A 1,884-nucleotide genomic window follows, 5' to 3' on the forward strand; every position below is an offset into this window, starting at 1 on the left:
GGTACGTCATCCTGAGCGTAGCGAAGGATCTCAAACTGCTTAGAACTGAGCCAGATTCAGGAGATCCTTCACTGCGTTCAGGATGACGTTAAGACGATTTGAATTGAATTAAAATCAACCTTATTCACAACTTGGGGAGCTACAAAAAAACTTTAGGGCGTGCTATTTAGACTAAATCATTTACTCTTCTGCTAATCATCTGATTTAGTAAATTTTTCCTCTTTTCAGGCATTTCGATTAAATATAAGCACTCATGATGCCTTATGAATCGCTCAAGAAGTGTATCAATTGCGGAATTAATTGCTTTTTTACTTATATTATATCGTTCAGCAAAAGTGATAAATGTTTTTCTTTTTATATTATCATCACGTCCATCAATTTTAAGAGCCATTCTGAAATCACTATAAATAGCTGTACAAATTAAATCATAAAGGGGTGTTAGTGTAATAATTCCATTCTCAAGTGTCTGCAAACTGATATTTTTAGCATGCAGATCACCATTGCAAATAAGATAGGAAAATGCGTACTGGCAAAGTAAATTTAAAATTTCAAGCTGAGGTGCATTCGTTATGTGTAGTAAGGCGTCTGCTATTTGATTAATGCTAATACGATATTTATCCGCAGGATAACGATTTAAAAACTGGCAGGCGTCTTCCTGGTGTAGTTTCCTCTGATTTATCCTGTCAAATCGCTCTATTAATAATCCGTAATTGCTGTCCTTATCGATAACTATTTTAGCTTTCGGAACTGTAAAACCACATTTTTTTGCTAACTGGAGGCAATGTAATTCATTTTGAATTAAGTTATTTTTATCTTTTGGGTTCAGTTTTAAAATATAGGATTTATTTTTCCTTGCAATATTTAGTGGAAAACTAATCATGGAAGCCGAAATTTTTTCCTGAACTCCGGCTAATGAATTGTTGTCTAATATCGAATTTGAGGGGTCTATCAACTCTTCAAAATAAGCGTAGAAATTCACTGCATCTAACCTGGGATGTTCTTTTATTTCCGCAGGTAAAGGATCTCCAACGTAAATATCACCAATGCAGTCAGAACCCGCTGCAGCAAACAAAGAAAATAAATCATCATTAGAGGTTTTTACTTTACTGATGAGAGCATTTAAGCGCCTTCCTTCAGGCAGAAGACCTGCAAAAAAAGGAGGCAAGTTATCGCCGCTGATGAGTATATTGGGCGAACTATTAGGTATACAATACGTGAAGTAGGGCAGTTTACTGGTTTTAACATAATCGGGGTAAAGATGAAATTCACAGCCTTGCGGCGTTCTTTCCAATAACCCGGCACGATCCAGATTTTTATAAATAGTCAGTTTATTTATGTTTTTGAAATCATTCATTATGATTAACCACTCCAGCAGAGCCTTTCTCTATGGCGAGCTGTAATCCAAGAATTTGCAGAACATTAATCACTTTGCCAATTTGTGCCGTAGTTTTTCCCCTTTCGATCTGGCTCACAAAATTAATGCTGGTATTTGATAATTCAGCCAGACGGGTTTGGGTAAGTCTTCTTCGCTTCCTTTCTGTTTCGATTGCCAAGCCTATTGTCAGTGTGTGGGGGTTGTTCATATTGTTTTTCATTATAACGAGTGAATTTTTAGTAATATATCATTGATTATAGTGTTATCGACGAATTATTCACGCAATCGAGTGAAATAATTGCGATTTATTTTTAATATTCATGGTTTCCAACTATCATTCATACGATCATGTGAATATTGTGCAACTGCAGGGGAGATCCCTCGCTGTGCTCGGGATCTGAATGATCCCCACGAAAATTACCATTTTCTGCTCAATTCATTTTGAATGATTTGAGCAAGTGGTTCATCGTGGAATTTAAGATACTTAAATCCATCATGCTCAATAATTA

2 protein-coding genes are annotated in these 1,884 nt (G+C 35.9%); both read right to left on the minus strand.

All coding sequences use genetic code 11. The features are described 5' to 3' along the window. Positions 1 to 166 precede the first annotated feature (166 nt). Positions 167 to 1,354: a type II toxin-antitoxin system HipA family toxin gene (locus E1O89_RS15280; protein ID WP_133140913.1), complete on the minus strand. Its 1,188-nt coding sequence runs from the start codon at positions 1,352 to 1,354 to the stop codon at positions 167 to 169. Continuing rightward, positions 1,347 to 1,583 (minus strand): helix-turn-helix domain-containing protein, encoded by a 237-nt coding sequence (locus tag E1O89_RS15285; RefSeq protein WP_133140914.1) that lies wholly within the window; start codon positions 1,581 to 1,583, stop codon positions 1,347 to 1,349. The genes E1O89_RS15280 and E1O89_RS15285 overlap by 8 nt, the downstream gene beginning before the upstream one ends. Between the last annotated feature and the right edge of the window lie 301 nt (positions 1,584 to 1,884).

The sequence above is a fragment of the Legionella genomosp. 1 genome (assembly GCF_900640215.1).
GTDB lineage: Bacteria > Pseudomonadota > Gammaproteobacteria > Legionellales > Legionellaceae > Legionella_C > Legionella_C quinlivanii_A.

Excerpts from the sequence above, each read along its gene's own strand:
- E1O89_RS15280 (WP_133140913.1), bottom strand. The coding sequence starts at position 1,354 with ATGAATGATTTCAAAAACATAAATAAACTGACTATTTATAAAAATCTG.
- E1O89_RS15285 (WP_133140914.1), bottom strand. The coding sequence starts at position 1,583 with ATGAACAACCCCCACACACTGACAATAGGCTTGGCAATCGAAACAGAA.